The sequence below is a fragment of the Haloarcula sp. CGMCC 1.2071 genome, assembly GCF_037078445.1.
In the GTDB taxonomy this organism is placed as follows: domain Archaea; phylum Halobacteriota; class Halobacteria; order Halobacteriales; family Haloarculaceae; genus Haloarcula; species Haloarcula amylolytica.
On sequence record NZ_JAYMGY010000007.1, the window covers coordinates 58,088 to 82,503 of the forward strand.

34 protein-coding genes are annotated in these 24,416 nt (G+C 64.3%); 14 read left to right on the plus strand and 20 right to left on the minus strand.

Annotation, left to right across the window (positions count from 1 at the left end):
* Positions 1-72: 72 nt before the first annotated feature.
* Positions 73-1,482, minus strand: coding sequence for a signal recognition particle protein Srp54 (locus VI234_RS13680; protein ID WP_008311158.1), 1,410 nt, complete (start codon positions 1,480-1,482; stop codon positions 73-75).
* 259 nt (positions 1,483-1,741) lie between these two features.
* On the opposite strand from VI234_RS13680, the gene VI234_RS13685 reads away from it, so the two are divergent.
* Genes VI234_RS13685 through VI234_RS13695 form a run of 3 tightly spaced genes read left to right on the plus strand, consistent with a single transcriptional unit; the run spans position 1,742 to position 3,779 of the window.
* Positions 1,742-2,650, plus strand: coding sequence for an AEC family transporter (locus VI234_RS13685; RefSeq protein WP_336330328.1), 909 nt, complete (start codon positions 1,742-1,744; stop codon positions 2,648-2,650).
* Positions 2,651-2,698: 48 nt separating this feature from the next.
* Positions 2,699-3,073 carry a cupin domain-containing protein gene (locus tag VI234_RS13690; RefSeq protein ID WP_336330329.1) on the plus strand — a complete coding sequence of 125 codons (375 nt, stop codon included), beginning with the start codon at positions 2,699-2,701 and terminating at the stop codon, positions 3,071-3,073.
* Positions 3,074-3,128: 55 nt separating this feature from the next.
* The gene (locus tag VI234_RS13695; RefSeq protein WP_008311163.1) at positions 3,129-3,779 is read left to right on the plus strand and encodes a bifunctional 4-hydroxy-2-oxoglutarate aldolase/2-dehydro-3-deoxy-phosphogluconate aldolase; all 651 of its coding nucleotides are present in this window, start codon (positions 3,129-3,131) and stop codon (positions 3,777-3,779) included.
* A gap of 38 nt (positions 3,780-3,817) precedes the next feature.
* On the opposite strand, the gene VI234_RS13700 is transcribed toward VI234_RS13695, so the two are convergent.
* The 6 genes from VI234_RS13700 to VI234_RS13725 all read right to left on the minus strand — a co-directional run bounded on the left by VI234_RS13700 (position 3,818) and on the right by VI234_RS13725 (position 7,482).
* Positions 3,818-4,372: a hypothetical protein gene (locus VI234_RS13700; protein ID WP_008311164.1), complete on the minus strand. Its 555-nt coding sequence runs from the start codon at positions 4,370-4,372 to the stop codon at positions 3,818-3,820.
* Between the two features lie 396 nt (positions 4,373-4,768).
* Complete coding sequence (locus VI234_RS13705; protein ID WP_336330330.1) at positions 4,769-4,966, minus strand: hypothetical protein; 198 nt, start codon at positions 4,964-4,966, stop codon at positions 4,769-4,771.
* A gap of 308 nt (positions 4,967-5,274) precedes the next feature.
* On the minus strand, positions 5,275-6,573 hold the full coding sequence (ftsY, locus tag VI234_RS13710; protein WP_336330331.1) for a signal recognition particle-docking protein FtsY: 1,299 nt from the start codon (positions 6,571-6,573) through the stop codon (positions 5,275-5,277).
* A gap of 7 nt (positions 6,574-6,580) precedes the next feature.
* Entirely contained in the window at positions 6,581-7,042 is a 462-nt protein-coding gene (pfdA, locus tag VI234_RS13715; protein ID WP_336330400.1) for a prefoldin subunit alpha, read from the minus strand.
* Positions 7,042-7,215, minus strand: coding sequence for a 50S ribosomal protein L18Ae (gene rpl18a, locus VI234_RS13720; RefSeq protein WP_004594032.1), 174 nt, complete (start codon positions 7,213-7,215; stop codon positions 7,042-7,044). The genes pfdA and rpl18a overlap by 1 nt, the downstream gene beginning before the upstream one ends.
* A gap of 129 nt (positions 7,216-7,344) precedes the next feature.
* Positions 7,345-7,482: a hypothetical protein gene (locus VI234_RS13725; protein ID WP_336330332.1), complete on the minus strand. Its 138-nt coding sequence runs from the start codon at positions 7,480-7,482 to the stop codon at positions 7,345-7,347.
* A gap of 89 nt (positions 7,483-7,571) precedes the next feature.
* Between VI234_RS13725 and VI234_RS13730 the strand changes: the two genes are divergently transcribed.
* Positions 7,572-7,736 (plus strand): hypothetical protein, encoded by a 165-nt coding sequence (locus VI234_RS13730; RefSeq protein ID WP_336330333.1) that lies wholly within the window; start codon positions 7,572-7,574, stop codon positions 7,734-7,736.
* A gap of 24 nt (positions 7,737-7,760) precedes the next feature.
* On the opposite strand, the gene VI234_RS13735 is transcribed toward VI234_RS13730, so the two are convergent.
* Genes VI234_RS13735 through VI234_RS13745 form a run of 3 tightly spaced genes read right to left on the minus strand, consistent with a single transcriptional unit; the run spans position 7,761 to position 8,859 of the window.
* Positions 7,761-8,426, minus strand: coding sequence for a translation initiation factor IF-6 (locus VI234_RS13735; RefSeq protein ID WP_336330334.1), 666 nt, complete (start codon positions 8,424-8,426; stop codon positions 7,761-7,763).
* A 2-nt stretch (positions 8,427-8,428) separates the two neighbouring features.
* Positions 8,429-8,707, minus strand: coding sequence for a 50S ribosomal protein L31e (locus VI234_RS13740; protein ID WP_004518347.1), 279 nt, complete (start codon positions 8,705-8,707; stop codon positions 8,429-8,431).
* Complete coding sequence (locus VI234_RS13745) at positions 8,707-8,859, minus strand: 50S ribosomal protein L39e (protein ID WP_004518346.1); 153 nt, start codon at positions 8,857-8,859, stop codon at positions 8,707-8,709. The genes VI234_RS13740 and VI234_RS13745 overlap by 1 nt, the downstream gene beginning before the upstream one ends.
* 186 nt (positions 8,860-9,045) lie before the next feature.
* Here VI234_RS13745 and VI234_RS13750 point away from each other — a divergent pair, with 186 nt between their 5' ends.
* Positions 9,046-9,498 (plus strand): hypothetical protein, encoded by a 453-nt coding sequence (locus tag VI234_RS13750; protein WP_336330401.1) that lies wholly within the window; start codon positions 9,046-9,048, stop codon positions 9,496-9,498.
* Here the strand turns inward: VI234_RS13750 and VI234_RS13755 are convergent.
* The 3 genes from VI234_RS13755 to VI234_RS13765 all read right to left on the minus strand — a co-directional run bounded on the left by VI234_RS13755 (position 9,495) and on the right by VI234_RS13765 (position 11,568).
* The gene (locus VI234_RS13755; RefSeq protein WP_336330335.1) at positions 9,495-10,307 is read right to left on the minus strand and encodes a ZIP family metal transporter; all 813 of its coding nucleotides are present in this window, start codon (positions 10,305-10,307) and stop codon (positions 9,495-9,497) included. The two genes, VI234_RS13750 and VI234_RS13755, sit on opposite strands and share 4 nt — an antisense overlap.
* A 254-nt stretch (positions 10,308-10,561) precedes the next feature.
* A complete protein-coding gene (gene thpR / locus VI234_RS13760) occupies positions 10,562-11,125 on the minus strand; it encodes an RNA 2',3'-cyclic phosphodiesterase (protein WP_336330336.1) in 564 nt (187 codons plus the stop codon).
* A gap of 44 nt (positions 11,126-11,169) precedes the next feature.
* Positions 11,170-11,568, minus strand: a complete 399-nt coding sequence (locus VI234_RS13765; protein ID WP_336330337.1) for a hypothetical protein — start codon at positions 11,566-11,568, stop codon at positions 11,170-11,172.
* 84 nt (positions 11,569-11,652) lie between these two features.
* Here VI234_RS13765 and VI234_RS13770 point away from each other — a divergent pair, with 84 nt between their 5' ends.
* The 5 genes from VI234_RS13770 to VI234_RS13790 all read left to right on the plus strand — a co-directional run bounded on the left by VI234_RS13770 (position 11,653) and on the right by VI234_RS13790 (position 15,151).
* Complete coding sequence (locus tag VI234_RS13770) at positions 11,653-12,381, plus strand: tetratricopeptide repeat protein (RefSeq protein WP_336330338.1); 729 nt, start codon at positions 11,653-11,655, stop codon at positions 12,379-12,381.
* Positions 12,378-12,668 (plus strand): DUF424 domain-containing protein, encoded by a 291-nt coding sequence (locus VI234_RS13775; protein WP_137683004.1) that lies wholly within the window; start codon positions 12,378-12,380, stop codon positions 12,666-12,668. The genes VI234_RS13770 and VI234_RS13775 overlap by 4 nt, the downstream gene beginning before the upstream one ends.
* 62 nt (positions 12,669-12,730) lie before the next feature.
* Positions 12,731-13,177 carry a hypothetical protein gene (locus VI234_RS13780; protein ID WP_336330339.1) on the plus strand — a complete coding sequence of 149 codons (447 nt, stop codon included), beginning with the start codon at positions 12,731-12,733 and terminating at the stop codon, positions 13,175-13,177.
* A 77-nt stretch (positions 13,178-13,254) separates the two neighbouring features.
* Complete coding sequence (locus VI234_RS13785) at positions 13,255-14,502, plus strand: aminotransferase class V-fold PLP-dependent enzyme (protein ID WP_336330340.1); 1,248 nt, start codon at positions 13,255-13,257, stop codon at positions 14,500-14,502.
* Between the two features lie 109 nt (positions 14,503-14,611).
* Complete coding sequence (locus tag VI234_RS13790; RefSeq protein ID WP_151102843.1) at positions 14,612-15,151, plus strand: cupin domain-containing protein; 540 nt, start codon at positions 14,612-14,614, stop codon at positions 15,149-15,151.
* 24 nt (positions 15,152-15,175) lie between these two features.
* Here VI234_RS13790 and VI234_RS13795 read toward each other — a convergent pair whose 3' ends face one another.
* Positions 15,176-15,652 (minus strand): dual specificity protein phosphatase family protein, encoded by a 477-nt coding sequence (locus VI234_RS13795; RefSeq protein ID WP_336330341.1) that lies wholly within the window; start codon positions 15,650-15,652, stop codon positions 15,176-15,178.
* A gap of 160 nt (positions 15,653-15,812) precedes the next feature.
* On the opposite strand from VI234_RS13795, the gene VI234_RS13800 reads away from it, so the two are divergent.
* Positions 15,813-16,241, plus strand: a complete 429-nt coding sequence (locus tag VI234_RS13800; protein WP_008311217.1) for an iron-sulfur cluster assembly scaffold protein — start codon at positions 15,813-15,815, stop codon at positions 16,239-16,241.
* 57 nt (positions 16,242-16,298) lie between these two features.
* On the plus strand, positions 16,299-17,060 hold the full coding sequence (locus VI234_RS13805) for a class I SAM-dependent methyltransferase (RefSeq protein ID WP_336330342.1): 762 nt from the start codon (positions 16,299-16,301) through the stop codon (positions 17,058-17,060).
* 19 nt (positions 17,061-17,079) lie between these two features.
* On the opposite strand, the gene VI234_RS13810 is transcribed toward VI234_RS13805, so the two are convergent.
* Positions 17,080-19,089 (minus strand): heme-binding protein, encoded by a 2,010-nt coding sequence (locus VI234_RS13810; protein ID WP_336330343.1) that lies wholly within the window; start codon positions 19,087-19,089, stop codon positions 17,080-17,082.
* Between the two features lie 123 nt (positions 19,090-19,212).
* On the opposite strand from VI234_RS13810, the gene VI234_RS13815 reads away from it, so the two are divergent.
* Both VI234_RS13815 and VI234_RS13820 read left to right on the plus strand, forming a co-directional pair.
* A complete protein-coding gene (locus VI234_RS13815) occupies positions 19,213-20,139 on the plus strand; it encodes a S49 family peptidase (RefSeq protein ID WP_336330344.1) in 927 nt (308 codons plus the stop codon).
* Position 20,140: 1 nt separating this feature from the next.
* Positions 20,141-21,223: a DUF4350 domain-containing protein gene (locus VI234_RS13820; RefSeq protein ID WP_336330345.1), complete on the plus strand. Its 1,083-nt coding sequence runs from the start codon at positions 20,141-20,143 to the stop codon at positions 21,221-21,223.
* A gap of 78 nt (positions 21,224-21,301) precedes the next feature.
* Here the strand turns inward: VI234_RS13820 and VI234_RS13825 are convergent, their stop codons facing one another.
* From VI234_RS13825 to VI234_RS13845, 5 genes are all read right to left on the minus strand, one after another.
* On the minus strand, positions 21,302-21,619 hold the full coding sequence (locus VI234_RS13825; RefSeq protein ID WP_008311226.1) for a DUF5783 family protein: 318 nt from the start codon (positions 21,617-21,619) through the stop codon (positions 21,302-21,304).
* Between the two features lie 123 nt (positions 21,620-21,742).
* The gene (locus VI234_RS13830; RefSeq protein WP_008311227.1) at positions 21,743-21,976 is read right to left on the minus strand and encodes a hypothetical protein; all 234 of its coding nucleotides are present in this window, start codon (positions 21,974-21,976) and stop codon (positions 21,743-21,745) included.
* 95 nt (positions 21,977-22,071) lie between these two features.
* Positions 22,072-23,535 carry a DHH family phosphoesterase gene (locus VI234_RS13835; RefSeq protein ID WP_336330346.1) on the minus strand — a complete coding sequence of 488 codons (1,464 nt, stop codon included), beginning with the start codon at positions 23,533-23,535 and terminating at the stop codon, positions 22,072-22,074.
* Positions 23,536-23,610: 75 nt separating this feature from the next.
* On the minus strand, positions 23,611-24,156 hold the full coding sequence (locus VI234_RS13840; protein WP_008311230.1) for a hypothetical protein: 546 nt from the start codon (positions 24,154-24,156) through the stop codon (positions 23,611-23,613).
* Positions 24,157-24,160: 4 nt separating this feature from the next.
* Positions 24,161-24,415, minus strand: a complete 255-nt coding sequence (locus tag VI234_RS13845) for a hypothetical protein (protein WP_008311233.1) — start codon at positions 24,413-24,415, stop codon at positions 24,161-24,163.
* Between the last annotated feature and the right edge of the window lies 1 nt (position 24,416).

The following is a 24,416-nucleotide window of genomic DNA, read 5'->3' on the forward strand; positions in this document are numbered from 1 at the left end:
TGGCCCGGATTTCGAACATCAATCATCAAAAATAACGTCGCGTCTCACGTCTCGCGGACCGAGAAAGCGGCGTCAGTCGCCGAACGGCCCCATACCGCCGCCGCCCATACCACCCATGCCACCGCCGCCTCCGCCGCCCTGCTGCATCTGTTTCATCATCCGCTCCATGTCGCCGTCGCCCATGCCCTGGAACTGCTTGAGCATCTGCTCCATCTGCTTGTGCTGCTGGAGGAGTTCACGCACCCGCTCCTCGGGCTTGCCGGAGCCACGGCAGATGCGCCTAGTCCGGGACTGGCCGACGACGCGGGGGTTCTCCAGTTCCTCCTCGGTCATCGAGTCCATGATGACGTCGAAGTCCCGCATCCGCTCCTGGGTCACGTCCATCGCGTCGTCGGGGAGCTGGTCCATCAGCCCGCCGCCCAGCCCGGGGATCATGTCCATCACCTGGTCCAGCGGCCCCATGTTGTTCATCGTCTGCATCTGCTTGCGCATGTCCTTGAGGGTGAACTGCCCCTCCAGCATGTCCTCGGGGTCCCAGTCCTCCTCGTCGCCTTCCTGGGTTTCCTCCATCGCGCGCTCGACGCGCTCGGTGAGCTGTTTGAGGTCGCCCATTCCGAGCAGGCGGGAGATGAACCCGGAGGGCTCGAACCGCTCGATGTCCTTGACCGTCTCCCCGGAGCCGAGGAAGGCGATGGTGGAGTCGGTCTCGTTGACGGCGGCGAGCGCGCCGCCACCTTTCGCCGTCCCGTCGAGTTTCGTGATGACGACGCCGTCGATGCCGATGGCTTCCTCGAAGTCAGCGGCCTGGCTCTTGGCGCTCTGGCCCATCGCCGCGTCCAGCACGAGCAGGTCCCGGTCGGGCTGGACCTCCTGCTCGATGCGCTCGATCTGCTCGATGAGTTCCTCGTTCAGGCCGTCACGACCAGCCGTGTCCACAATGCGAACGTCCGCGTTCTCCGTCGCTTCCAGCCCGTCGCGGGCGATCTTCACGGGGTCGTCCTCGTCGGGGTCGCCGTAGAAGTCGACCTCGGCGCGTTCGGCCATCTCCTTGGACTGATCGTACGCACCGGGCCGGTCCGTGTCGGTCTGGATGATGGCCGGTCGGAGCCCTTTCGTCGAGAACCACCATGCCATCTTCGCGGCCGTGGTCGTCTTCCCCGACCCGTACAGGCCGGCGAGCATGATGGTCTGCTCTTCGAGCGGTAGTTCGGTCGACTCGCCGACGAGGTCGACCAGTTCCTCGTAGACGATTCGCAGGACCCAATCGCGTGGGGTCGTCCCCGCCGGCGGTTCCTCCTCCAGCGCGCGCGTCTCGATGCTGCTGGAGAGGTCCTGTACGAGCCCGACGTCCACGTCGGCCTGCAACAGCGACCGCTGAATCTCCTTGACGATGTCCGCGATGTCCTCCTCGGAGAGCCGGGACTTCCCCCGGAGGTCGTCGAGTGTCCCCCGAAGCGAACTCCCAAGATCGTCGAGTACCATTGTTAGCGCGAGATACGCGACGGCGCGGGTAAAGGCTTGTTGTCATGCTGTCGCCCGCTAACCGCTGGGATGACTGCCGTATCCGTTCGGTTGGGGCTGATTCGCTCGTTGCTATCGGAGCGAGGCAGACCGGCAGGTCCATCTCACGTTTCCGGCCATCTTCGGGCGAGACGTTCTATCTGTATGCGACATCTGCACGATTAATTCCACGTCTACCGGTGGCGAAAGGGTGAAGAGGTCGAACCGACTGGTCGACAATATGGGCGTGCTCGGGCAGCTCGGATTCATGGTCGCCTTTCTTTCGGCCGGCGTCGCCGCCGGCCACTTCGGGCTGTTGACCGACCGGCGGACGGATATCCTCACCACACTCGTCTTTACTGTCGCCCTGCCGGCGCTCATATTCCGGTCCACGTACAACCGCCCGCTACGGGAGATTATCTCGCCGGCGTTGCTCGGGGGCTTCTGGGCCGTCATCGCGCTGACGATAACGCTGGGCTGGCTCGTCCACCGGGGGCTGGAATCCCCCGACCGCCGCAGCGTCTCCGTCGTCCAGTCGTATCACAGCAACATGGGGTTTCTCGGGCTGCCGCTCGTGGCAGCGACGATGGGCAGCGAAGCGACGGCCGTCGCCAGCGTCATCCTCGGGATCGGCGCGGTGACCCACGTCCCGGTGACGGTGTTCCTGCTGGTCCGCATCAACGGCAGCGACGCCTCGCTGCTGGGCGAGTGCAAGAAACTCCTCACGAACCCGGTGCTCATCGCGCTGGCGGCCGGCATCACAGCCTCGGTCCTGTCGCTGTCCGTTCCGGAGCGACTCATCGGTGCGCTCGGCCCGCCGGCCGAACTGGCGCTGCCGGTCGCCCTGCTGTGTATCGGTGCGACGCTGGACACGGACCTCCCGGTGGCGGACCTGCAGAAGACCGTCAGCGTCGTCGGGCTGAAGGTGCTGTGGATGCCGGCACTGGCGTGGCTGGTGTACTCCTCGCTAGCGATGGACGCGACGGCGCTGGGCGCAGCGGTCGTGATGCTCGGCACCCCGACAGCGGTGTCGACGTACGTCTACACGACGGAACTCGGCGGCGACGCCGCGTTCGCCTCGCTGAACGTCTTCACCTCGACGGTGGCCTCAATCGGAACGCTCTCCGTGCTGATCTGGCTGTTCGCCTGACGCCCCGCCGTGGTCACGCTTTTGCCCGCCGGTGCCCCCACCGACGGTATGGGCTACCACCAGATCGACCCCGAGGACCTGTCGGAAACTGCGGACTACCCCTGTGACCGGCGCGGCGTCTCCGACGCCGCCGAACTCCACGCGCTCCACGCGGCCACCTACGAGATGGCACCCGGCGAAGACCTCTCGCGGGCCTACCACTACCACGAGACCCGCGAGGAACTGTTCTACGTGCTCGACGGCACGCTCCACGTCGAAACGCCCGACGGGGAGTACGTCGTTTCGGCCGACGAGGTGTTCGTCGCCGAGCCGGAGAGCCCACACCGCGCGCACAACCCCGCTGATGCCGACGAGTCAGTTACCGTGCTGGGCGTCGGCGCACCACCGACCGATATCGCGCGCCCGTACGACCCCAACGCGTAGCGAGGGACTCGGCGGTTCAGACACGCTTTTCAGCCACCCCATCACAGTTGCGCCTATGACGAGCAAACAGGCGGTACAACAGGAACTGGTCGACAGCGGCGTCACGGCAGTCCTCCGCGGGATTCCCGAGGAAAAGATGGTCGACGTGGCGACAGCCGTCCACGAAGGCGGCGTCACAGCGCTGGAACTGACGGCCGACGCGAAGCGCTGTTCGGACATGATCGCTGCCGTCGACAAGGCGCTCGACGACACCGACGCCATCATCGGGGCCGGCACGGTCATGGACGCCGCCGCCGCCCGCAACGTCATCGAGGCCGGCGCGGAGTTCGTCCTCGCACCGAACCTCAACGAGGACGTTATCGACGTGTGTAACCGCGAGGGCGTCCTCGCCATCCCCGGCGTCATGACGCCGACGGAGGCCGCCGACGCGATGGAGGCGGGTGCGGACATCCTGAAGATGTTCCCGGCGAAAACGGTCGGCCCGGCACACATCGGCGCGCTGCAGGGTCCGCTCGGCGACGTCCCGATTATGCCGACCGGCGGCGTCTCGGCCGACAACGTCGACGAGTTCTTCGATGCCGGCGCGGTCGCCGTCGGCGCGGGCTCGGCGCTGGTCAACTACGAAGCAATCGAAAACGACGACATGGACGGCGTCCGCGAACAGGCCGCGGAGTTCGTCGACGCCGTCGAGGCCGCCCGAGAGTAGCTCACCCAACCGGTGGGAAAAGGACCTGGTACGGCGGCTTATTCCCCGGTTTCGTTCGCGGTCGTTTCGTTGCCAGTCGTCGCTGTCTCGTTCCCGACCGTGCCGGTCTCATTGCCGGGCAGTTCGGTTTCGTTGCTAGGTATTTCGGTTTCGTTCCCGGGTATGTCCGTTTCGTTGCCCGGAATATCTGTCTCGTTTCCAGGAATTTCAGTTTCGTTGCCCGGGGCCTCGGTCCCGTTCCCGGGCAGTTCGGTTTCGTTGCCCGGTACGTCGGTCTCATTGCCGGGCAGTTCAGTTTCAGTATCCGGCATCTCGGTCTCGTTTCCGAGGGCATCGGTTTCGTTCTCGCCGAGTTCCGTCTCAGTATCCATCCCGGTTCCCTCTTCGGTCTGGGCTTCAGTTTCCGTCTGCGATTCCGTACCGGCTTCCGTCATCGCGTCAGTCTCTGCTGCCGTCGATGTGCCCGGAGCTTCGGCACCGCCGCCACCGCCAGTCTCCGTACCGCTACCGCCAGTGTCACTACAGCCAGCCAGCGCCACGAGTGCGCCGCCTGCGATTTTGATAACGTTCCGTCGAGATGTGGGTCGTCCCATAGCGTTTGCCCGAAGAGAAGCCGGACAGTTTGTGAATGACCTACTAAGCGTCTGACGGAGAGCCGACAGAACGGCTTAGCAACACCCGAAGGTGGGCCGGTTCGCAAAGCAAACATAAACGATCTGTTTCAGACCATGATTGGTTCGAGTCCGGTATTTCGGCCAGTTCACGGGTGGTTCTACACTTCGATAGCCGAACATCGGTCTGTTGCAGTGTGGTTCGAGGCCCGAGTTACAACTAATCGTACTGTTCCCGAGCGGTTATCGAGCGCATAGGTATCTTCGCCCCTGGGGCAACGATATCAGGCCCTGCATTGTGAGTCAGACAGCCGTTTTAGCGGTCAAAATCGCTCAGTCGCCGTTTAGCAACGTCATAACCTGAACGCAGTGGGCAGATCAGTCCCCATCCCCGCGGGAACTCCCGTAGCCGTAATTGTCGCCGCCGTCGTCTGGGACATCGGGTACCGGCACGCCTCCGTCAGTTACGAGCCGCGGCTCGTCAACCGGGAGACCACGGTCACCCGACGACAGCACGATGAGTTCGGGTGCGACATCAGCCGGCGCGACCTGCCGGCAGTAGCGTCCATCAGACATCGGTGGCTCCCTCCGCGAGACCACTGTCAGCCCCATTCCTCACATCGCCGGAAACGTCGCGTCGTTCGATTGCCTGCATTGGTGTCATGCTACGATACTGTGTGGATCAGTCATGAACACCAAACGACTTCAACGCGCCCCTGTCGGCGAAAACGACCACACCTGCGATGGAGTGGCAGTATTTGCCGCATCGCACGCGGTGCGTTCCCGTCGGAAGAGCGCGAACTCGCCGGGTTCTACACAAACAGGGTCGACAGTAGCGTTTCAGAACGCGGGGTAGCAGCAAAAGTAACCGCGAAGGCCGAGTCCTACTCGCCGATGAGGCTGTCGACGATTTCCTCGGGGTCGAACGGTTCGAGGTCGCCGTAGTCCTGGCCGGTCCCCAGGAAAAGGATCGGCTTGCCGGTGACGTGCGCGACAGAGATGGCCGCGCCGCCCTGCGGGTCGGCGTCGGCTTTCGTCAGGATCGCCCCGTCGATCTCGGCCGCGTCGTTGAACTCGCGCGCCCGGTTGACGGCGTCCTGGCCCGCGACCGCCTCGTCCACGAACAGCGTCATGTCCGGGTCGATGTTGCGGTCGATCTTCTCCAACTGGGCCATCAGGTCGTCCGAGGTGTGGAGTCGGCCGGCCGTATCGCCAAGCACCACGTCGATGTCGTTGGCCTTGGCGTACTCGACAGCGTCGTAGACGACCGCCGTCGGGTCCGACCCCTGCTCGTGGGTGATGATCTTCTTGTCGAGGTTCTCGGCGTGTTTCTCCAGTTGCTCGTTCGCTCCGGCGCGGTAGGTGTCGCCGTTGGCGAGCACCGTCGAGAGTCCACGCTCCTCGAAGTACTGGGCGAGTTTCGCTATCGAGGTCGTCTTCCCGACGCCGTTGACCCCGGTGAACACGATAGTGACCGGCTTGTCTGCCTGCTGGACGCGCTCGTCGAAGTCGAACTGGCCGACGTTGATGACATCGTACAACGACTCCCGGAGCGCGTCCCGGACGAGGTTCCCCGTGCTGGAGAGCCGTCGGCGGGTCTGACCCGTGAGGTTCTCCTTGACCCCGTCGAGAATCTCGTTGGCGACGCTCATCTCCACGTCGCTCGACAGCAGCGCCAGTTCGAGGTCGTCGAGGTGGCTCTGTAAGTCCTCCTCCTCGATGACCGTCTTCCCGGTGGCCATGAGCTTCGCCTTCGCGGCGAGGCCGCGGCCGCCGTCATCGTCTTCTTCGGACTCCGAATCGGCTTCGGATGCCGAGTCGTCATCAGTCACTGCGGTGTCGTCCGACTGAGAAGCTTCCTCGGGGACCTCATCCGCGTCTTCGACTGCCGTAGACGACGCTGTGGCTGGCTCGTCTGTCGCCTCGGAGTCAGCGGCCGGCGGTTCAGAACCAGTCTGTGGCTGGTCGCTTTCGGCCGTCGGCTCGGCCGCTGCCGCCTGCGTGTCGTTTTCGGACGGCTGCGCGTCCATTGCGGGCTCGGCGTCGGCCGCCTGGTCGGCAGGTGTTTCCCCGTCAGCCTCGTCGGCGTCCGGTTCGTCCTCCGCTTCGAGTGCGTCGTCGTCGACGTCCTCCTCGACGTCACTCGTGAACCCGCTGAGTTTGTCCTTCAGTCCGTCGAACATAGCGGCCTTACTCGTCTTCCTGCTCTTGCTGTTGCATCATCTGCTGCATCTGCTGCTGTTGCATCTGCTGGGCCTGCTGTTCGAGCTCCTCCATCTCGGTCTCGACTTCGGCCTTCTCGTCCTGCAGGTCGCTGATGTGGTCGTCCAGCGTCTCCTTCTTGGTTTCCAGCGTGCTGACAGCGCCTTCCTGCTCGCGCTCTGCGGAGTAGCCGCCACCGAGGGAGACGACGACTTCGTCGATGTCCTCGATAGTCGCGCGGATGTAGGCGTCGCCGCCGAGCGGGACCTGGACCGTGGACCCGGAGTCGAGCGTCTCGATGGCCTCGATGGCCTCGTCGATGTCAGTCTGCTTCTCGCGGAGGCGTTCGATCTCCTCGTCGATAGCGTCGACTTCCTGCTCCATCTGCTCGATCTCCTGTGCGACCTGCTGCATCTGGCCGCCGCCGCCGCCACCGCCGCCACCGCCCATCATGCTGCCACCTCCTCGATCGTGATCTGCGTGCGCTTGAGGTTATGCTGGGAGCCGAAGTCGCTGTAAACGCGCTCTTCAGCGACGTTCTCGTTTGGCGCGTCGACCTCCTTCTCGAACTGCTGTGGGCCGTCTCGGGCCGGGAAACTACCGCGAACAGTGTACGTGCTCATACACGCAGGTGCGGGCAGGGCAGGGAAGTATCTTCCCCTTCCGCCCTTCTCCGATTTCCACGACCCGGAAGAAAGATCCGCGGCTGTCCGGCGGCTGACACGGCGGAAAACTGGAAGCGGAGCGTCGGGCTACTCCGCTGTCCCCGGGGCGTACAGCATATCGCCGCCACACTCGGGACAGGACGGACGGAGTACACCTGTCGAGTAGTCACACTTCCGGCAGACGAGGCTGTTCTGGTCGTCGGCAGTTGGGTTCTGCTGGGCCATACGTGCTAGTATGTCACATAGTATATTAGTCTTTGACACGAAGTATCATGGTCGCCGACCATTTGCCGGGGCGGTGCGAACGTCGACCTATGAGTCGGACGACCTACCAGTGCCAGTGCGGTGCAACCCTGTGGTTCAGGCAGGACCTGACGCTGGAGCGTGGCGGGACCAGTCGGTCCTGGGCGTGTGGGGACTGTGGACTGCCCGTTCCGGGCGTAGTGGCGGAGAAACTCAGCCACCAGCATCCGTCCTGAGCGGGCGGTAAAACGAAAACCGCGTCAGTCGATATAGCCGAGCGCCGCGTCGATACGGCCCAGTTCCGGCCCGGAGGTGTCCGAGCCACAGACGTAGCCGTGGTCGTTGGCGAGCAGCCCGGAGCCGACGAGCGGACCGCCGTAGTTGATGGTCCCGATGTCGGCCGGCACGTCGAGGATGTCCTCGAGGGCGTCGAGTTCGCCGTCCGTGGCCTTCGGATGGCAGAGCACGCCATTGTTGGTGGCGACGGCGGCGGTCCCGACAGTCGTGACACCGGCGATGACGCCGCGTTCGACGGGCACGTCCAGCCCGTCTTTGACTGCTTGCACGGCGTCTCGGGAGAGGTCGGGGTGGACGTACGCGCCGTAATCGTTACAGCAGACGACGTTGCCGGCGGCGTTGATCCGGCCGGGCATTCGGGTGATGGGCACGTCGACGACGTCCTGAATCCGTTCGATTTCGGTCTCACGGACGCGTTCGGAGACGACCAGCCCGTTCTCGTTGCCGGTCGCGAGCGCGCCGACGGTCCCGGAGCGGCCGACGGTGGTCGGCACGGCCGGAACGCCGAGTTCGTCGCTCAGGTCCTCAAGCAGCGATTCGTCTAAGTCTGGGCGAACCAGCACGCAGTCGTCGGTCGCACGGGCGAACACACCCACGTACGACGACCCGGAGAAAGCCGCGCGGAGCAACGTTACTCTGCGGTCTCTGCTTCGACGATGGCTTCGCCCTCTTCCTCGAAGCGGGCGGCGCGAACACGGATCTTGCTCGGCGTGTTGGCACGGCCGCGGGCCCAGGCCGCCTCGTTGATCGAGGGGTCGAGGCGGACGGCGTCCTCGTCGACAGAGAAGTGCTTGGCGAGGTGCTCGCGGATGAGGATCATCGCCTTGTCTGCGCGCTTGTGGTTCGGTTCGGCTCGCGCGTCTCGGAGCGGGACGGTGACGACACGCTCCTCGAAGTCACTGGCGCTCATTATTCGTCAGTGTCGTTGCGCCGCCAGTGGCGTCGTTTGTGGTTGCGCTGGACCTCGCGGTCCGTCTTGAGCATGACCCAGGCCGGGACTCGACTGTTCTGGTTGTCGAGTTTGGCCAGTCGCTTCTTCGTAGCCTTCGATTTCTTACCCATGGTATGGTGCTTGTTCCGCGCCGTGGTTTAAATTCCTTCCTTTTCGAGCCGGTCACAGCCCGTTATCAGCGGCTATAACTGCGGACGTAGAACTAAGTAGCGAGCGACCCTGATTATCAATGGATGAAGCGCCGGAGATTCCTCCAGACGATGGGTGTCAGTGCGACAGCCGTCGGTTCTGGTTGCATGGGTGGGGGCGGCGAAGTCGTCGTCAGCGTGCAACAGGACGTTAGGGTCAAGCCGCACGAAGCGTGGATCAAGGAGGAGATACCGGACGTGTCCGACCCCGGCGGTGAGCTACAGTATATCGTCAAGGCGGACATCCCGTTCAACGTGTACTTCTTTACTGACCGCGAGCAGTTCGAGCGGTACGACACGTTCCTCAAGGGTCAAGAGCCCGACGAGACACCGCCGGGGAACCCCGAATTCAGCCAGACAGCGGTCCAGCCCGAGGGGTCAGATATCTACGAAGCGTCAACGGACGACGGCGGCGCGCGGGAGGCACTGGACGAACCCGGGCCGTACTTCTTCGCCGTCGACCACTCGAACTATCGGATGGAAACCCGCGTCGACGACTACGACGACCCGCTGAAGGCCTTCGTCGACCTCACCGTCATCCGAAGCAAACTGCCCTTCTAGACGAACGCCAGCGGTACCATCGCCAGCACCCCGACGGCGATGCCGGCGGTTAGTTCGCGTTTGCCCCCACCCGGCAAGCCGTCGCCGTACTCCAGCGCTTCGGGGACGAACTCCGTAAGCACGAGATACACCATCGCCCCGGCGGCGAAGCCGAAGCCGAACGGGAGAAACGCCTTCGCCAGCGTGACGAAGTAGTACGCGATGACGGCTCCGACCGGCTGCGGCAGAGAGGAGAACACCGCCCACCAGACCATCTTCCACTCGCTGACACCCAGCGAACGGAGCGGGATGGCGATGGCAGTCCCCTCAGGGACGTTGTGGATGGAGATGGCGACAGTCATGAACACAGCCAGCAGCGGGACGGAGACGCCGAGGATACCCACAGCGGATTCGGGCGTGGCCGACTCCAGCCCGAGTTCCGCGAAGGAGACGCCGACGGCGACGCCCTCCGGGAAGCTATGGACAGTCAGAATGCCCAGAATAAGCAGAAGCTTCTTGAAGTCGGCCCGCTCGAACTGCTCGGGTGACTGGTCGAAGTCATCCAGAAGTTCGTGGGCAACGACGACGAGCAGGACGCCAGCGAGAATGCCGGGAACCATCAAAAGCGGCGACCCGTATGCCAGCCCCTCCCGGACGAGTCCGAAGAGCGATGCGGCGACCATGATTCCCGAGGCCAACCCCCACAGCAGGACGTTCCATCTGTCGGAGAACTCATCGACGAGAAAGAACGGGATCGCACCGAGGCCGGTGGCAAGCGCCGTAAGCAACCCCGCAACGAACACGAAAGCAACGTTCTCAACGGCGACCATATCGGTCCTACGCCGCTCGGACCGATAAAAATTGTCACTAACCTGATTTATTTTGGTCGGCCTAAACAGTCTGCTGATACGCTGTAAATAGGTTCTCAAGTGGCTAATTGACGCCCCCTCACTCGGTTATAGGCCAGTGCTACGATAGTCCCGACGCTGGCGTGCAGTTATTGACAGAAATTTAATATATTCCACTGATACCGTTCACATAGAACGCGCACCGATAGCAACTGCCTGGCCGTGTCGATACACACTCACAGCGACACTGATTCCACGGTTCGGTACGTCGGGCCGTCAGGTCCCAGCTCACTCTCTTTCAGCCGGATTTCCTCGACCTGCAGGCGTCCCACGTCAGGGTCGTCGTTCTCGACGGCGTTCTGTACTGTCTCTTTGCCGCCGGCGTGGTCCATTCTGGCGATGGTCGCGTGCGGCGTAAACTCGTGGTCCTCCGGGTCGAACCCCATCGCGACGGTCTGATCCTCGACCGCCTTGTGCAGCGCAGCCAGTTCCGCGCCACCCTGTCCGTCGCGGACGCCGACCCAGACGACGCTGATGTAGGACAGCGACGGGAACACGCCGAGACCGCCAAGCTCGGCTTCGAACGGCTCGACGCCGCTGTCTTCGACCGCCCCTTCGAGGGCAGTGACGATGTCGTCAACGCGGTCCGGGTCGGTGTCGCCGAGGAACTTCAGCGTGACGTGGGCCTGTGCGGGGTCGGTCAGCCGAAGCCCAGAGACGCCGTCGAACCGGTCCTGAACGGCCGCTACGGCGTCGCTGAGCCCGTCCAGATCGACGCTGACGAACAGGCGTTTGGCCATAGCTAGCGGTTCCGGTCGTGTCCGCAAGAAAGCTACGACGGAGGTCAGTGGCTGCTGTGGTCTGGGGCTGTATACCACCGCCAGAGGCTATGTCCGAGCCCCAGAGCGACCATTGCGACCGCGACGCCGAAGAGAGCGGGGATAGCAGTGTCAGGAAGGAGACCGAGAGATAGCCGGACGAGAATGGCCGCCACAATCAGGAGGGCTACCCGCGCTCGTGCCCGGGGCGTCTCTGCCGGACTGGATACCCAGCGCCCGAACGCCGGTAGCTGCGCGTAGTAGCGTCCGACGAGAACTGCCAGAACGACCGTTCCTGCAACGCCCACTCCAGCGGCGGACAGTGACAGCGGGGCCTCGTTCGAGGTGATAGCGGCCCAGCTAACGACCGCGAACACACCCCCGAAGAACACGAGCAACGCGTCTACTGCCAGTGGGTCCCGCATATCCGAGAATCCGACCGCAGGACACCTAAATCTTCACGAGCCGTGGACGTAGCCCTTAACCGGATTGGCCGTCAATCAGGAGGCATGACAGACCACGACGACGACCACGCCTTCTCCGAGGGCCAGGGGTTCGACGACCCCTACGAGGGGTTCGATCTCGAACCGCCGGAGTTCGAGGTGGACCCGGACAAGGTCGACCCCGTCGACTCCCGTGTCGTCACCGACCTGCTGGACCAGCGGAATATCTCCTCTGACGCCGTCGACCCAGAGCAACTGCTCGACGTCGGCCTGGAGTACATGCACATCAACCGCCACGAACAGGCCGCCGAGGCGTTCGAGCGCGTCGCCCAGTACACGGACGACGACCGGCTCAAACAGGAGGCCTGGACGAACAAGGGCGCGGCCCACGCGGAACTCGAGGAGTGGGACGCCGCCATCGGCGCGTACAAGGAAGCGCTCAATTTCGACGAGGAGTCCGACCACGCCGCCACGGCGGAGACGAACCTCGCGTACGCGCTGTGGAAATCTGGCCGCTCCGAGCAGGCGCTGGAACACGCCGAGCGCGCCGTCGAGATCGACCCCCGCTTCGGCGAGGGCTGGTACAACCGTGGCTTCTTCCTGCTCGAACGCGGGCTGGCCGACGAGGCCATCGACGCCTTCGACAACGCCGTCCGCCTCGGCTTCCGCAACGCCGACGTGCTCGAAGAGAAGGCCCGCGCCCTCGAAGAGGTCGGCGAGTTCGACCGCGCCGAGGAACTGGCCGAGGAAGTCGACGAGATGCGCGAGGAGGCCGAACAGCAACTGCTTGAATGATCCTCAACGAACGCGACACCGACGAGGGGTTGCTCGTCTCGGTCTGTGACCCCGACATCATGGGCGAAACGTTCGAGAACGGTCCCGTGTCGCTCACCGTCAACGAGGAGTTCTACGGCGGCGAATCGGCCACCGAAGACGAAATCGTCGACAGCCTCGCTCGCTGTTCCGTCGCCAACATCGTCGGCGACGACGCCGTCAGCGTCGCCGTCGAGCACGGCTTCGTCGACGAAGAGAACGTGCTCGACCTGGGCGAGACGCGCCACGCGCAACTGCTCTGGATGTAATTCAGGTCGCTGCCGCGAGCCGACACCGACAGTCTTTGGGTGCGCCCATCGAGAGGGCACGTATGTATTCTCGAGACCACGCCATCGTCTCTGCAGCCGTCGGGGCCGTGGGCGTCACCGTTCTACCGGTCCCTCTTCCGTGGTGGGCCGCCGTCGGCTACGCAGTCGTCGTCGGCGTCGCCATCGACTTCGACCACTTCGCCGTGGCCCGACTGGAGACCGGGGACTGGGCCGCGCTCCGCCGCTGCCTCCGGAACCCGAAGATCGCGGTGTTCGACCAAGACGAGATCTTCGGGCCGCAGGACCTCTGGCCGCTCCAGCGACTGCTCAGCCACCACCTCATCGGCGGCGTGGTCGTGTTCGGTCTCTGGCTCGTCTCCGAGCCGCTATCGCTGTTTACCGCCCTCGTCCTGTACGCCCACGTCCTCGGGGACCTCGTCTGGGACAACTACCTGCTGGAGACCTACCGGGAACAGCACGCGATGGCCGCTGATAGCGACGCAGAATAAAGCGGGCTGGCGTTGCCAGACAGAGGAGTTTAGGTGAACCGAAGGAATGTTGCCTGTTGAGCCCCTGAGCAGAACCAATGGGACACGCTGAATCTGAACTACTGGACGTGGAGCGTATCCGCGAGGACTTCCCCATCCTCCAGCGCGAGTTCGGCGGCGAACAAGTGGTGTATCTCGACAACGCGGCCACCACCCAGACGCCCGAGCCGGTCGTCGAGACCATCGCCGACTACTACCGGACGACGAACGCCAACGTCCACCGCGGCCTCCACCAGCTCAGCCAGGAGGCCAGCGTCGCCTACGAGGACGCCCACGACCGCGTCGCCGAGTTCATCGGCGCATCGGGCGAGCGCGAGGAAATCGTCTTCACCAAGAACACCACGGAGAGCGAGAACCTCGTCGCCTACGCCTGGGGCCTGAACGAACTCGGGCCCGAAGACGAGGTCGTCCTCACGGAGATGGAACACCACGCCTCGCTTGTCACCTGGCAGCAAATCGCCAAGAAGACCGGTGCGACCTGTCGCTACATCAGCGTCGACGAGGACGGCACGCTCGACATGGACCAGGCCCGTGAAATCATCACCGACGACACGGCGATGGTCAGCGTCGTCCACGTCTCGAACACGCTCGGGACGGTCAACCCCGTCTCGGAACTGGCGGACATCGCCCACGACCACGGGTCCTACATCTTCGTCGACGGCGCGCAGTCGGTCCCGAACCGCCCGGTCGACGTGGAAGCCATCGACGCCGACTTCCTGGCCTTCTCGGGCCACAAGATGGCCGGTCCGACCGGTATCGGCGTCCTCTACGGCAAGAAACACCTGCTGGAGGAGATGGAGCCGTACCTCTACGGCGGCGAGATGATCAAGAAAGTCACCTTCGAGGACGCCACCTGGAACGACCTCCCCTGGAAGTTCGAGGCCGGCACGCCCGTCATCTGCCAGGGCATCGCGCTGGCGGAGGCCTGTGACTACCTCGACGATATCGGCATGGAACGAATCCAGCGTCACGAGGAGCAGCTCGCCCAGTACGCGCTGGAACAACTGCGGGACGAAGGCGACGTGGAGACGTACGGCCCGGCCGCGGGAACGGAACGGGGCGGTCTGGTCGCGTTCAACCTCGATTCGGTCCACGCCCACGACCTCTCCTCGATCCTCAACGACTCCGCCGTCGCCATCCGCGCCGGCGACCACTGCACCCAGCCCCTCCACGACAAGATGGGCGTCCCGGCGTCTGCGCGTGCTTCCTTCTACGTCTACAACACGCGGGAAGAAGTGGACAAGCTCGTTTCGGCTATCGACGACGCCCGCCAGCTGTTCGCGTAGTTGTTCTCTCAGTTTCCGTCGGAGCTGCTGATCGGTTTATTGACAGTTTTTATATTACCGCGGCGCACGCCACCTATATGACACACCACCGATAACTTTCGGCGGGACAATGACTGATACCGATGAAGCGGAGCGGCCGCTGACGCCGGAAGCGCTCGATTACACGCACCTTCCCGATCAAACGATGTACAAGGTGTCACTCGACGACGCCAGTCACTTCGAACAGGGCGGGGACGACATCCGGACGTACCCTGTGTGTATCACGAACGAATTCCAGTTGCTGTACTTCGAGATGGACCCCGGCGCAGTCATTGACTGGCACACGCACGCACCCAGTTTCGACGAGGTGTGTCTGTGCCTCGATGGTGCCGCCAGATACACGCTGAAACGCGAAGACGGAAGCGAGCAAGTAATCCGGGCTGAACGACGCGAGTTCGTCTATCTACCCGGTGGAGCACGACACAAGATCGAATCTGTGGGAGAAGCCAGTCACGAGGGACTGGTCGCAATGCCGTCGGACTCGGTCGGACGCCTCGAATTGCTCGAAGGGAATGAACCGTACCAGACAGAGGACTGGCCGGTTGCGCTGTGGGTCGACCGAGTCCGCGACGAAGTCGTCACGAAAGACGAGAACGCCGTCACGGAGTAGGTCCAATAGGTACGTATCGGGAAATCACGGGTCCGCAGCGAGGTAGATGACAGCGAGCTCGTAGAGAGCGGGGTTCGGCGTCGCAATCGGCCGGGCCTCCTGTACAGCCGCCAGCGCGGTCGAGAGCGGGCGATCCTCCTCGGCGGCGATGGCCGTCGCAAGCAGCGTCGAACTCCGGGAGACGCCAGCCTTGCAGTGAATCAGCGCCGGACCGTCCGCTCGGACGAAGCGCCGGGCGGTATCGACGGCCGCCTCGAACGCCGCCCACTCGTTGCCGGGGCCGTCGGTGAGCGGGTGGTGGGCGGTCGTGAGCGGGTACGCCTCGGCCGTCGCCGAGAGGACGTGCTTGAAGGAACGGTCGTGCGCTTCGGGCCGCGCCGCGTGTTTGTTGCCGATAAAAAGCGGCCGGTCGCCGATCTGTCGGATCACCGGCGCATCGCTGACGAACCCCACAGGTCGGACAGCACAGTCGGTTGAAGCCGAAGCGTCGTTCTGCCCCATGTGTTGACAGAACGGACTGCGATAGTAAATACTGCCTACTGATGGGAGAGCGGCGGTCAGTTCTCACAGACCGTCGGAGCCGCCCCGCCGAAGAACAAAATACATGCGAACCGATACCTCGGAACGCTTTTCCGACTGACAGCCGTATCTTAGTTCAATTATGGGTATCGGTGGCTCGGACATGTACCGGCAGCAGATCCTCGATCACTACAAGAACCCCCGGAACTACGGGGAGATCGAGGACCCAACGTTTACCCACATCGGCGAGAATCCGATGTGCGGCGACGAGATACGGATGGATGTCGTCCTCGACGAGAGCGAGGAGACAATCGAACAGGTCGCCTTCCAGGGCGACGGCTGTGCCATCTCCCAGGCCTCCGCGTCGATGCTCTCACAGGAGCTAGCCGGGATGGCGGTCGAGGACCTAGAAGCGATGGACCGCGACGACATCACAGAGATGCTGGGTGTCGACATCTCGCCGATGCGGGTGAAATGTGCCGTCCTCGCCGAGAAGGTGGCTCAGGACGGGGCGGAGATCTACTTCGGCGAGAAGGACATCGACCGGACGACGACCGAAGACGACGACTGAGACGGACTCACACACCGTCAGTACGCTTTTCATGCCACTCGGGAGATAGCCCAGTCAATGCCGGAAAACGAGTGGGACCCCGACGACTACGACGGGGGACACAGCTTTGTCGCCGAGTACGGAGCGGACGTGGTCGAGTTGCTGGACGCACAGCCGAGCGAGCGCGTCCTCGATATCGGCTGTGGCACGGGCCACCTGACAGCCGAAATCGCCGACCGAGGTGCGGCTGTGGTCGGTATCGACGCCGCCGAAGAGATGGTCGCTCAGGCTCGCGAGCAGTATCCCGACCTGACGTTCGAGGTCGCCAACGCCCGGGACTACGACCCCGGCACGTTCGACGCTGTCTTCTCGAACGCCGCACTGCACTGGATACCCAGCGACGGCCACGACGCCGTGTTGTCGATGGTCGCCGAGGCCTTGGACGAAGGCGGTCGCTTCGTCGCGGAGCTTGGCGGCCAGGGGAACGTCTCACAGGTCGAAACAGCGGTCCGTTCGGTACTCGCCGAACGGGGCTACGAGACCGAGAACCCGTGGTATTTCCCGAGCCTCGGCGAGTACACGTCGCGTCTCGAAGCGCACGGACTGGAGGTCACCGCGGCGTGGCTGTTTGACCGTCCGACACCGCTTGAAGGCGGTAGCGCGGGCTTGAGAGAATGGCTCGAAATGTTCGGCGATTCGGTGCTGGCTCCGGTCCCCGAACGCGACCACGGAGCTGTTCTGGACAGTATCGAGGACCGGCTGCGACCGGCGTTATACGACACAGAGACCGAGACGTGGACCGTCGACTACCGGCGGTTGCGGTTCGTCGCCAGTCGATAACGAACAGCTGGCCTGTGATTCAGGCCAGGAAGACGTGGCGCGGTCGGTCGGCCAGTACGTCGCGACCCCAGTCGACCGTCTCCGAGAAGTCGTCGGAGCGGAAGAACGCCATCGCATCCTCCTGTGAGTCCCACTGGCTGGCGATGAACATGTCGTTCTCGTCGTCGTGGTTGAACAGCAGCGAAGTCTCGCGGTGGCCGTCCATCTCTTCGAGCAGGCCGCCGACGGTGTCGAACTTCTCGACGAAGTCGTCGTGGTACTCGGGCTTGACGGTGTAGAACATCCCCATCGTCCCGAACCCGTCGCCCTCTCCGTGGCGGCCGACAACGCCGGGCAGGTCGGTGAGGTAGTCGCTGGCGGTCTGGGCGGCGTCTTCGGTGTCCCACAGTGACGCGACAGCCGAGAGGTCGCCGTCGGTGTCGCCGTACACTGTCGTCTGGACGTGAGTGTCGTAGCGGTCGAACGCGCTCCGGAGGTCCGCGACCTCCTCGTCGAGCGTCGCCGCGTCGGCTTCGGAGTACACGACCAGCGCGTACACGTCTTCACCGTGTGGTTGGCCGGCATAGACGCCCGCCGATTCGAGCGTCTCTCGGATGGACTGCGACGACTCGGCAGTCTGGGCGTCACTGCCGTCCTCGGTCTCGGCGCTCTCGGCACCCTCGCCGAGGGCGCCGCCGAACTGTTCTTCGACGCCGTCGATGTCCTTCAGGAACCCGGCCGCCGTCTCGGCGGCGTCTTTCGCCGTCCAGATGCTGACGACGTAGGTCTGGCCGCTGTCGGCGCGCACGGCCGTCCGGACGTGGCGGTCGTAGTGGTCGAAACTGCTCTCGAGGTCGGACACGTCGTCGACGATGTCCTCCGCATCCGCCGAGGAGTGGAACACCAGCGCGTAGTCCCCGGCGTCGTACGCATCGCCCTCGTGCAGCCCCAGTCGGCCGAGCCGCTGTGGTGCGTCGTCGACCTCTTCGAAGTCGGCCGAGACGTCCGGCCGGCCGCCCGAACTGCTCGACGATCCCGAGTCGTCTTCGTCGGAGGATTCCTCGGAATGCGGATGGTCGCCCTCGCTGGCGCTCCCGGGATGGGCACCGCCGTGGCTATCGGTGTCACCGCCAGCGTGTGCCCCGGCCTGTGCGTCGCTCGCCGTCGGCTCTTCGGCGTGGCTGTGACTCGTGCCGGCATCAGCCGGCGCGTGTTCGTGTTCCGCAACGTCCGCCGGCGTCTCCGGAACCGACTCGTCTTTGGTCGGAACGCGCTGACCGGCCAGGACGGCCGGCAACTCCGACGGGTCGAACTTCCGGCCGACGTAGAACGGACCGAACTCGGCGAACTGCGAGGTCGAGGGGTCGAATCGCATCTCGGTCAGCAACTCCTTGATGTGGCGCATGTCGTCGCTCCAGAGCGTGATGCCCCACTCCCAGTCGTCGAAGCCGATGGAGCCGGCGATCATCTGGTTCACGTCGCCGCCGTAGGTGCGGCCGATGTCACCATGCCGTTTGATATGGGCCGCCCGCTCCTCGAAGGAGGTGTCGTACCAGTTCTGGTCGGGCTGGCGGCGCTTGCTCATCGGGTAGAAGCAGACGAACTCCTCGTCCGGCACGTCGGGGTGGAGTCGGGCCTGGATGTACTGGGCCAGCCCGGAGTCGTCGTCCACTTCGCCCTCGAAGTACTCGCGGGACTTCTCGGTGTAGCCCGACGCCTCCGTCACGGAGACGTAGGAGAACTCCCGTTCGGTGAAGGCGGCGAACTCCGTCTGCTCGAAGTGCCGTTCGGCCGCGTCGAGGTCACCCATCGTCGGCCGCAGGTGGAGGATCATGATGTCGGCCTTGTGACCCATGACGGTGTACACCGCCGTCTGGCCCTCCTCGGCGTCTTCGACGGCTTCGTACGCGTCGAGGAAGCCGATCCCCTCCGAGAGCGCACGATCACGGACTCGCTGGGGGGCCTCGCGCCAGGCGTCCCAGTCGATGCTCCGGCAATCGTGCAGCGCGTACCAGCCCTCTTCCGTGGCTGGCGGCTTTCGTTGGTCCATAGAGATCGGTTGCAGGTCGACAGTAAGGAAACTTCTCATGTCGTTCCGGTCCGGCGACTTCTGACCCAGCAGTTCAGGCTATGCTTTTATTAGGCTAACGTGACAGCGAATCTATGTTGTCGCATGAATAACCCAATCGATAGACGGGTCGCAACTGCCCTCCAGTCGTACACGGTACTTGCGGTTATTGCCATTCTCATTGGTGCCGCCGTCGTACCGTATGCGGCGTCGGTCTCCGAGGGTGACGAACAGTACGTCGCTGTAGTGAACATCGACGAAACGATTTCCAGTTCTAGCTCACAGGACACGGTACAGAAACTCCGCGAACTCCGCAGTAACGAGTCAGTCGAGGCAGTCGTCCTGCGGGTGTCGAGCCCCGGGGGGAGCGCCGCCTCCAGTGAGTCGATGTATCTGGCTGTCAAGCGGCTCTCGGCCGAAAAGCCGGTGTACACGAGCGTCGACCAGTACGCCGCTTCCGGCGCGTACTACACCGCGGTCCCGAGCGACCGCATCTACGTGACGCCGGCCAGTCTCGTCGGCCACGTCGGCGTCATCGGAACCGCGCCGAGCGACGGTCTGAGTTCGTCCGCCACTACTGGACCAGACAAAGCTCATCGAGGTATGACGCGCGACCAGTACTACGCGAGCCTCGAATCGATGAAACGGGCCTTCGTCGGTGCAGTCATGACCGAACGCGGTGACAGGCTCAACGTCTCCCGCGAGACTGTCGCTGAAGCGTCGGCCTATCAGGGCGGTCGCGCGGTCCAGACCGGCTATGCGGACGAAGTCGGTGGACTCGAAGCCGCGATAGCCGGCGCGGCCGAAGCCGCCGACCTCTCGGAGTATCAGGTCGTGTACCACAACCCCGCGGACCCACAGGGGCTGTTCCTCCTCAGTGGCGGGAGTGAAGCCGGTGGGAACGCTACCGTCGCCGCCGAAGGCGCACCGTACACGTTCCAGGGCGTCGACACAGTCCACTTCCTCATGATATACGGCACGCCGGAAAATCAGCAAGTCGTCTACAACAGCAGCGCACAGGGAGGTGCCTGAAATGGCATCTGATAGCTCAAGTTCGAGTTCGATCGCCCGAACCGGGTTTTTCGTCGGGATACTCGTCCTCTCGGTGATTGTCGGCACCGTAGCAATCGGCGGTGGTGGCGGCAGTCAGGCGGCCCCCGATGTAACCCAAGTGAACGCCCCGTCGTTCAACAGCGACGAGTCCGTCGCGACGCCGGCAGCCGAGAGCGGTGACCTCTCGATGTCGGCCGACGCGTCCGGGAAGGTCGTCGTTATCGACGTCGCTCACGCCGGCGACATCGACCGCGAAGCGCTCACGCCGCTCGTATCGACCCTGACCCAAAACGGAGCAACGGTACGGTACCACGTCGGTGAGCGGCAGAACGGGAGCCCGCTCAACGAGTCACTGCGTTCGGCTGACGCCTTCGTCGTTCTCGGCGCGGAACAGCGCTACACCGAGAGCGAACTGAACGGTCTGTCCGCGTTCAGCGACGCGGGCGGTCGCGTGCTCTTGCTGAACGAGCCGTCACAGGCGAGTCCCGCCGGACTGGGGCTTTTCGGCCCGATTTCCTCGGATGGCGTGACCAAGCCGATGGCCCCACTGGCGAGTCAGTACGGCCTCTCGTACGGGAACGGCTACCTGTACAACATGCACGAGTACGACACCAACTACCAGAACGTCTACGCGACGCCGACGGGCGATACGGAACTCACAGAGGGCGTCGACCGAACGGTCTTCTACGCTGCGATCCCCGTTCAGGGCGGCGACACCGCACTCACTACGACGGAACAGACAACGCTCTCGAAGACCCGGCGACAGGACACGTACGGCGTCGTTGCTCGCTCGGGGAACGTCGTCACCGTCGGTGACACGAACGTCTTCACACAGGAGTTCCTCTACCGGGCCGACAACGAACAGCTAGTCGGGAATCTGCTTGACTTCCTCGTCACAGGCGAGAAATCACCCGCAGACGCACCACAACCCGCAGACACCGGCGAGTCCGGACCTGGCGGCTCGCTCCCCGGTGCCGGAACGGGCGGTGGCGGCGCACTGCCGTCCGAGCCGGAATCAACCCTGACGCCCGAACCGAACGAGACGATGAGGGCCGACGAGTAGGGCGTCACCGCCCGCTCTCGTCGGGGATACCGGCAGAACAGGAATAACGCAGCAATTGTCGAACCGCGGCGAGTGCAGTCAGTCGTCGATGTCGAAGACGCGGCGCAGTTCGCGCTCGATCTCGTCGACGTATTCGGAGAGCACGGCGTCGAGTTTCTCGTCGTCGACGATGATCGCCGAGAGCCGCTCGGTCGGGTTCTCCGGCAGTTCGACACTGAACTCGCCGTCCTCGTAGAACGGCTCCGACTCGTTGAGGACCTGCTGGTCGATCGCGTGGACTAGCTCGGAGTCGTACGTGTCGTTCATCCGCTCGAAGGCGTTCTTGTAGGCCTTCTGGAGCTCCGGGAAGTAGTTCGCGTACTTGTCCTCGAACTTCTCGGGGTCGAACTCTGTCATTGTCAGAACGGTACAGGGCTGGGGATAAAGATGGCCCGATGTTCATACTGTCGGCTGTACGTCTGTGACGAATTTCGCCTCCCAGGGGTGTCGACTATCCAGAGATAGTTACAGCCGACAGTATCACCGTTGTATCGTGCGTGCGTCCTTCTGTGGGAGGTACATCGTGAGGTACGCGACGAAGCAGATGCCGAAGATGCCACCCAGGACGAGAAAGACGCGGATGTCTAGCCTGGCGATAGCTGCGATAATCTCTTGCAGCGACGTCCGCGGGTTCGCGAAGCCGAACGTCTCAGTGTAGGCTAGCAGGCCGGCGACGACGACGAGCACGATATCGAACAGGCCCCGAGAGTCCATCGTGGGGTGTTCGGAGAAGCGGACGTATAGCTTTTATTGCTGATACTGGTGGCAGCGTCATCAATCGCTCTGCCGCACAGCTTGCTACGTCTCGGCTACGATACTTGCTCGCTGATAATCTCGTCGGCGGCCTCGATGAACGCCGATTCCTTGCCGGTCGGGATAGTCGCGCCCGCCGCGATATCGTGGCCGCCGCCGTCGCCGCCGACGGCCTGGGCGGCGTCGCGCATCACGACCGACAGGTCGACGCCCCGGCCAACGAGCGGGCCGGTCGCCCGCGAGGACACCTTCGTCTCGTCCTCGTCGGTGCTGGCAAAGGCGATGATTGGCTTGTCCGAATCGACGCCGTCGGTCCCCAGCGCCATCCCGGCGACGATGCCGACGATGGTCTCGCGGATGGCGTCACCGGCGTCGAACCACTGGACGGTCCCGGCCTGGGTGACGCCGCGCTCCTTGACGAGCGTGAGTCCCTCCGAGAGGTTCCGGCGGTGGTTCGACAGCAGTGTCCGCGCCCGCTCCAGCGGTGCGTCGCGCTCGCCGAGACAGACCGCCAGTCCCACGTCCGCCCGCTCGTAGCGGGCCGTGGCGTTCAGGAGCGTCGAGAACTCGCTCGCGTCCCGGAGTTCCGTCCCGCGCGGTTCCGCAGTCAGCGTGTAGGTGGTGCCGATGAGCGTCTCGATCTTGTCCGCCGGCACGCCGCGCTCGACGGCACGCTGGACCAGCCCGCTGGCGACGGTCTGGCGCTCGTCGTCGGAGAGGTCCGCCCACGTCCGCCAGTCTCCATCGGCTTTCAGGTCCAGACCGAGGCCTTCGAGGAACCGCGTCGCGCCGGCCTGGTCGTTCGAGATACCCGGAATCGGAACTTCCGTGGCGTACTCAAGTAGCTTCGGCAGCGGCCGGGTCTGTTTGCCGTACAGGGAGAGGTCGGTGCCCTCCTCCAGCACGTCGGCGGCGATGCCCTCCTCGACGAGACCGGCGTTGGCTCCGACGAGTTCCCCGCCGACGGCCTGCATGTCCCCGACTGCGCCGACGACCGCCAGCGCGGCGAGGTCGCGGTTGTCCGTCTCATCGGTCGAGAGCGCGCGGGCGAGGACGTACGCTGCGCCTGCACCCGAGAGCTCCGACGCGCCGTTGATACCTTCGAGTAGCGGATTGAGATGCGTCTCGAAGTCGGCGTAGCCGTCGGTGTCGACGACCGCGTCGGGGTGGCAGTCTTCCGGGGCCGCCGGCTGGTGATGGTCGGCGATGACCGCCTCGAAGTCGCCCGCGGCGACGTGTTCGGAGATCACGTCGAGCTGGCCGGACCCGAAGTCCGTGAACAGCACGGTGTCGTACTCCCGGGCGGCGATGCTCTCGATCTCAGCGGCGTCGAGTTGCTTCTTGAACACGGTCTCGACGGGGATGCCGGCCCGCGACAGCGCCGCGGTGGCGATGGCGGCGCTGGTCAGCCCGTCGGCGTCGATGTGGGAGGCCAGCAACACGCGGTCGGCCGCCCGGAGTCGGTCGGCGCAGGCGGCCGCGCGGTCGGCGAGCGCTGGAACGGGGCCGGTCGTAGTCATCGTACCGGGGATAGGTGCGCTCCGGCATAAAAACGTTCAGACGCGCGGTCAGTCGTCCCAGACCGGCGTGCCCCGTCAGGCGACCTTCCGCTGGTCGCTGAGCGTGACGGTCCGGTCGGCCGTCTCGACAGTCGTCCGGATCGTTATCCAGCCGTCCGCCTGTTCGATAGCGTAGGCGTCACCGAACGACAGGTCGACGCGCCGAGTCGTGGTGTAGGACTCGTCAGCTTCGAGCGTCCCCACGTCCTCGGAGCCCTCCCAGACCACGTCACCGTCATCAGTGGATTTCCCGGCGTAAATCCGCGTGTAGACGGTGATGTCCGCCGCCGTACTGTTCTGCTGATTCGTCAGCGTCGAGGTCACGTCGCGGCAGGTCTGGCCACACTCCTCGATAGTATCGACGGTGAACGCAAACGGCGGAGTGCTGGCCGCGCCGCCGTCAGCATTGGTTCCGTCCTCGGTGCTGGCGGTATCGCTATCAGGCGTCTCCGTCGGGAACTCCGAGAGGTCCTGCCCGCTGCTTTCCGCCTGAAACGGGCCGAGGCCGGCGACGAACGCGCCGCCGATACCCGCGAGCAGGAGCACGACAGCGCCGCCGACGGCGAGCAGCTTTCCGTTCATCGGTCTACGTCCCGACCCCTGTCGCCGCCCCACTCACGTCCGAGCCGGGGCTGTCGTCGCTCCCACCGGCGAGGAACTCCTGAATCGCTTCGATGATCGTTGTCACAAAGTCAGGGACCTGATCCGGGAGACCGCCGGGCGGGCCGACGGCGTTCGTCCCGTCGTCACCGTCCACCGCGGGCGCAGCCGCGGCCGCCGCTGTGAAGAGTGTCAGCGCGAGCACCAGCGTGCCGACCGTACGCAGTAGGGTTCGTGTCATC